The organism is Chloroflexus sp., assembly GCF_034435895.1.
Classification (GTDB): Bacteria; Chloroflexota; Chloroflexia; order Chloroflexales; family Chloroflexaceae; genus Chloroflexus.
The window spans coordinates 1-4,745 of sequence record NZ_DAOTWH010000004.1; the positions used below are offsets into that span (position 1 = coordinate 1).

The following is a 4,745-nucleotide window of genomic DNA, read 5'->3' on the forward strand; positions in this document are numbered from 1 at the left end:
CCGCAGCCGGCGGACTGCGCGCGCCGCCGCACCCGCGGCGCCTCAAGTCTGGACGGCGTTAGCGATTGCGATCTTGCTCGCCTTTGTAGCGCTCGTCGTAGTGCGCTCGTCGATTCAGGCGGTATACCAGTCGTTCCTGCCCAAACTCTTTAGCGATCGCGGTTGGGAGCCAACCGTGTACGGGGCATTGGCCGGCGCCTTTATGGCGACGGCGGCGGTCGGCAATGTACTCAATGGCTGGATGGCCGACCGGTTTGGCATGCGCGCTGCGACCGTCTGGCCGTTGATCCTCAGCGTGCCGGCTGGCTTGGCCTGTTTTCTGGCCACGCCGCTGTGGGCCATCTTCATCGCCTGTGGGTTAGCCGGCATGTTGGTCGGCGGGCAACATAGCATTTTGGTCGTCCATGCCCAGCGCATCTTACCAGTCAAGCAGGGTCTCGCTTCCGGACTCATCCTTGGCTTCACCTTCGCCACCGGCGCAATCGGCACGTGGCTGAGCGGAATCCTCGCCGACGCAGTCGGTCTTGAGACAGTAATGATCGGAGTGACGCTGCTCGGCTTGCCGGCGGCGGCATTGGCCCTCACCCTGCCCGGACGCGCGCGTCCGGTGGCTGTGGCAGTGGCGGCGCCATCCGCCGTTCCAGCGCCGGCGCAGGGGGATTAGCGAGATACGGCGGGTTGCCCAACCTGCCATTTGCCGCTATGATAGCGCCATTGTACGTCTGAACAATGTGAAGCTGCGGCGGATAACCCGTAGCTTCATTGCACTACGACCCTATGTTGTTGTTCGAGCTGGCTGCTGTCATCATCGCGGCTACTGTCCTCTGTCTCTACACCGGTTGGGGGGTGGCCCGGCTGGCGTTACCAGCATCGTTAGCCCCGTTCCGCGCCCCATTAGTGCCGCTGATCGGGTATGCCGTCTTTGGCTGGTCGAGCTACATGCTGACCAGCCTTGCGCTGAACCTCCGCGATGCGTTGATCGTCATTGGTCTTGGTGCGACGCTGCTCAACGGGTTGGCATGGCGAGTGAGCGGCCCGCCTCGCTTGCTGGCTTGGCTACGGATCCGGCCCGAAGGAGCGGCGTTGCCATTACTGGCCTTGCTGACCGGTCTTGTGCCGCTGATCTGGTATGGCTATCCCACAATTATCGGCCAAAACTGGGATACCGAAGTCTATTTGCCAATGGCGCAGCATCTGATCGATTACCCGCTACCCCGGATCAGCGAAGCGCCCCCCAATCTGCTGCGTGATTTAGTCGCCGATCCGCCAGCGATTGGATTGACGTTGCTCTTTGCGGCCTTTCACGGCGCGGCGATGATCCTCAGCGGGACGAGCGCATTAGTGGCGTTTACGCCGGTGATCGCCTTGATGCGAGCATTGGCGGCTTTGGCGATCTATGTCTGGCTCGGCGCGAGCATGGGTTGCGGACGCATCGGCGCGCTGTTAGGGACAACGCTCACGATCCTGACTGCCCTTATGCTCTGGATCGGGTATTTTAACTTTGGCATGCAGATGTCGGCATGGCCGCTCTTGCCGCTGAGCATCACCGTCGGGCTAGCGGCGGTCGAGGATGTGGCCCAGCGGCGCAGAGCGGCGTGGCCAGTAGCGTTGCTGGCCGCAATTGTGCTGGCGGCGTTGGCAGCCGTGTACTATCCAGCCCTCGTGATCGTGGGTCCGCTCATCATTGCGACCGGATTGGCGCGGCTGATTGAGACGCGCTGGGCGCTGCAGCCAAGCTTAGGCGCTTTGGTGGGGGCCGCCGCTGTGATAGCGACACTGACGCTGGCGCTCGCAACGCTGGCCATCGTTGATTACTTTGAAGGCTTTAGTTTTCGCTATTCACTGATTGAACCGAAAGTCGGCCCGGATCGGTTTATTAGCCTTGCCGAGATACTGGGTCTAACTGCGTTTCGGTTGCCCCCGACCGGTGTGCAACCGCCAGCGTGGTTAACCAGCTTCGGGTTGCTGATAGCGACCTTCCTCACGGTCGCCGCCTTTGCCATCCCGCCGCGCGCCGGTGCTGCTCCGGTTGCGCCACGCCTGCGCTGGTTGTTGGTGTTGCTGGCGCTGGCGGCTTCACTGTTCTGGCTGCGGTTTGGCCGGCCCTACGAGTATGGCTTTATGAAAGGGGCGGCCTATACCAGTTTTGCGCTGTGGGGGATGGCAGCGTATGGCGCCGAACAGCTTGCAACCCGTATGCGTCGCGCTGGCGCCGCCTTAGCTGGTGCAGCCGCCGCGGTGCTGATCGCGGCCACGGCATGGGCGCAAACGCTCACGATTGCCGATCATGTGCCTGCGCCGGCCCTCTTTACGCGCGATATCACCGCCTTTGAAACCGTTGCCGCCGGCATTCCCCGTGGCGCAACGGTGTTGCTGAGCGGCGACGAGACATTGACCGGCCCGCCGAGCGGCTTGTTGGCCACCTTCCTCTATGGCAAGACCATCATCGGGCGGGTGGCGTCCGGCTATGCTATCCAAGCGTTCTGGCCGGCTGAGCAGACCCCGGCTTATGTCGTATTGGCCGCCCGCGAACCGGCGTGGCCGCTTGAGCTGGGGGGCGAAGAGATCTGGCGCAGCCGCATGATTGCTCTCTATCGGTTGCCGGCTGATAGCACATTGATCGCTGGCCGGAGCGAGATCCATGCCTCTGCGCCGGTCAATGCCAAATCACCGGCTGATCTGGCGATCTGGCGGCAAGCCGGCGCCAACCGGTGGTGCGATCCGGCCAACCCGCTAACGCTCACTTTCTCGCAACCGCAGCGCGTGCGGCTGACGGTGGCTACGTTAGCGGCGCAAACCGTTACGCTGCGCCAAGACGATGTAACCACGAACGTTGCCCTCAGTGAGGGTGTGCATGTGATTGAAGCGGTCGCGGCCTCGCTTCAATTGGCGCCTGCTGCGCCGCTCGCGTTGGTCGAGGGGTTAGCCCGCCCGTGGCCGGCGCCGCTGCCGGCAAGTGTCAGGCGCGATGCCAGCCAGATCGCATGGCAGGCAACGAGTGTGCAGCAAGGCAATCAGGTGGTAACGACAGTGCGCCTCGCTAATCCGGGGCAGCATGCGTTGCGCTACGAGCTGATCATCGTCAGTGATACCTTTCAACATCCACACCAACTGGCCCGCTTGTTTGGCGCAGCGCCAATTGCGGGCGAATGGCAGGTGGCGGTTGATCCGATCCGCGGCGCCGCTGAAGCGCGAGTGAATGGAGCGCCCACACCCTTGTTCGCAGCCGAGATCGCGCCAGCGGATGGACGCTACTTTGGGGTGATGTTGCTCTACAGCGGCGATACGCCGGTAGCATACGCGCCACTCTTCACCTTGACGATTGCGCAGCAAGCGATGACTGCCTTCACGCCGGTGGCAATGTCGGTCGAAACAGCGACCGCTGGATGGGCCGCGCCGCTGCCGGCGCACCAACGGGCATTACTCGGCGGCGGGCCGCTTATAGGCGGCGAGCAGGCCCTCGCGCTTGAGCAAGCCATCATCACACGCCCAACCCCGCCCCCCGGTGTGACCGCCGCAACCCCGCTCAGGCCCGGCGAGCAATTGGTGGTGCAACTCTATTGGCGGGCCGAGACGAATGCCAGATCGCTGCATACGCCGATGATCTCGCTGCAACTTCTTGACAGCGCCGATCGCAAAGTTGCCCAGTGGGACGGTCTGCTGGGCGGGTGGTATCCCCCGCCGGCGTGGGAGGCCGGCGTTGCCGTACGCCAAGATGTACCGTTGACCATTGATCCCGCCGCGTCTGCCGGTTCCTACCGTCTGTTGCTCGTGCTCTACGACCCAGTGACCGGTAGTACACTTCCGCTTGATGGCCAAGCGGTGGTTGGGTTGGGCGAGGTGGCGGTGGCGCCGATCACTGACGCACCAGCCGGTCGCTGAAGGGGGGATTGGTTGTACGTGCCGCAAATTGTGCGGTAGTTGGCGTGAATGCGGCCCTCCCCCCGGCCCCCTCTCTCCCCTGACGGGAGGCGAGGGGGCGGGTTTTTACCGCCGCGGACGCGGAGGAAGAATAGCCACAAAAAGACACAAAAAGCACGGACCAGAAACAAGGGTTGCGGCGTGCGCGACGGCGGTGACACCTTAGTCAACCCTTTGCGAGCTTGGCGTGCTTTGCGTTGAGCATCTCTGCGTCTTTGCTGGCTTTGCGCCTCTGCGGATCCGCCGGCGCTATTCCCATGGCCGGCTGAGCCGGTCAACGATGTCGCGGCGGGCTAGCACGCGCGAGCAACGTTCCCACCGGTCGCGATCGGGGTTGATGTTCTGTTCGTAGCGGATTTCAAAGGCAATGCGGGCCTGCTCGCGCAGGTGCAGGTAGCGATCCATCTGCGCTTCGAGCTGATCGATCTGCTCGATCCATTCGTCTTCCAGCGTGTCGGGCAGGCTGCCGAAGATGTCGTAGATGTCTTTCATGCGGCGCGACAGGGCTTGGTAGATTTTTTCGTCGTGGGTTTATTGGTAGACGAGGTTGAGCATATCGACCACTGGCCGACGCTGGCCGAAGCGTTTAATTCGCCCCAGCCGCTGGGCGAGCCGCGAGGGGTTCCACGGCAGATCGACGTTGATGAGCGTGCCGAGCGTCTGTAAGTTCAGGCCTTCGCAGGCGGCGTCGGTGGTGACGACGATCGTGATCTCGTGCTGGCGCACCGCCGCCTTGATGGCTTCGCGTTCGACGGCGCTGCGCGCGCCGCCCTACCATACTGCGCTGCGCCCGGCGCCGGCGTAGAGCGCAATCGGTTCGCCGG

General features: G+C 63.3%; 4 protein-coding genes. 2 read left to right on the forward strand and 2 right to left on the reverse strand.

Annotation, left to right across the window (positions count from 1 at the left end):
* Both U9R81_RS00260 and U9R81_RS00265 read left to right on the forward strand, forming a co-directional pair.
* A partial coding sequence (locus tag U9R81_RS00260; RefSeq protein WP_322493545.1) for an MFS transporter occupies positions 1-664 on the forward strand: 664 nt, incomplete at its 5' end.
* A gap of 98 nt (positions 665-762) precedes the next feature.
* On the forward strand, positions 763-3,882 hold the full coding sequence (locus U9R81_RS00265; RefSeq protein WP_322493546.1) for a hypothetical protein: 3,120 nt from the start codon (positions 763-765) through the stop codon (positions 3,880-3,882).
* A gap of 288 nt (positions 3,883-4,170) precedes the next feature.
* On the opposite strand, the gene U9R81_RS00270 is transcribed toward U9R81_RS00265, so the two are convergent.
* A complete protein-coding gene (locus U9R81_RS00270; RefSeq protein ID WP_322493547.1) occupies positions 4,171-4,413 on the reverse strand; it encodes a hypothetical protein in 243 nt (80 codons plus the stop codon).
* A gap of 39 nt (positions 4,414-4,452) precedes the next feature.
* Complete coding sequence (locus tag U9R81_RS19985; protein WP_416180921.1) at positions 4,453-4,647, reverse strand: C-terminal helicase domain-containing protein; 195 nt, start codon at positions 4,645-4,647, stop codon at positions 4,453-4,455.
* Between the last annotated feature and the right edge of the window lie 98 nt (positions 4,648-4,745).

Bases quoted from the DNA above. Each gene is read 5' to 3' on its own strand.
- U9R81_RS00270 (WP_322493547.1), bottom strand. From the start codon at position 4,413: ATGAAAGACATCTACGACATCTTCGGCAGCCTGCCCGACACGCTGGAA.